The 1,105-nt window shown below is 46.8% G+C and carries 1 protein-coding gene; it reads left to right on the top strand.

Translation table 11 applies throughout. The annotated features are described in order from the left end of the window. Window positions 1-208: 208 nt before the first annotated feature. Window positions 209-1,000, top strand: coding sequence for a DUF1338 domain-containing protein (locus tag R8O11_RS25100; RefSeq protein WP_025796180.1), 792 nt, complete (start codon window positions 209-211; stop codon window positions 998-1,000). The last annotated feature ends 105 nt before the right edge of the window (window positions 1,001-1,105 follow it).

Below are 1,105 nucleotides of genomic sequence, written 5' to 3'. Positions count from 1 at the left end.
CCCAATGTGCTGACGCATCATTTAGGTTTGGGTAGTACGCGTTGGCATTACACGGCAAGTGAGCACAGACTCAAAAAGCGTGTTTGACTGACTGACATTTACCGTCACAGGTTGATGGTTGCTCGTTCATTATTCTGGACAGCTTTTGGGCTGTGAACGAGCGACCACACTCTTATCTTAATCCTACATCTCGTAACAAGGAGTCGTTATGACGCCCGATGTGTTATTTGAATCGCTATGGCAAGACTACATCCAACGTCTTTGTCCTTCTGCTGCTAAGGTGCATCAGCTTCTACAAGAAGATGAGGCTCTGATTAATGATCATATTGCTTTACGCACTTTCAATGTTGAACCGCTAGGTATCGAGACATTGGCGAAACCGTTTTTAGCTGCTGGCTATAAAGCGTGTGGGGACTACGTATTTGAGAGCAAAAAACTGGTCGCAAAACACTATGAGCACCCAGATCCGAAGCAGCCTAAAGTCTTCATCAGTGAGCTGAAAGTCGAAGAGTGTTCGCCAGAGCTGCAAGATATTGTGGCGAAACTGGCTTCGCAAGTGGATGCTGAAAAACTGTCGGGCAGTGCATTTCTGCATGGCGGTCGCTTATGGGAGCTAAGCTTTGCTGATTACCAAACGTTGGCTAAAGAGAGCGAGTATGCGTCTTGGCTGGCCGCGCACGGTTATGGTGCTAATCATTTTACGGTGAGTGTGAATCAGCTGAATCAACACGATGAAGTCAAACAGGTTAACGACCATCTTCGTCAAGCAGGGTTTGTGATCAATGAGTCGGGCGGTGAGGTGAAAGGCTCGCCGGAAGTGCTGCTTGAGCAATCGTCGACGATGGCAGACAAAGTGCCAGTGACCTTCGAAGAAGGTTCGGAAATTATTCCAGGTGGCTTTTACGAGTTTGCTAAACGTTACCCAATGGAGAATGGCGAGTTGTATCCAGGATTTGTTGCAGCATCAGCAGACAAAATTTTTGAAAGCACTAATGGTTAAACGTACCAATGGCTAAACGCCATGGAATACCTTGGGCTAACCTGCTAGTTCGTTAGCCTCTGCGACCTAGGGTTTGACTGAGTTGCAAGGTAAATAACAAAGTAA

It is taken from the genome of Vibrio sp. 1288, assembly GCF_033344475.1.
The sequence above is the reverse complement of the archived record's forward strand: the minus strand, read 5'-3'. Positions and strand labels throughout refer to the sequence as shown.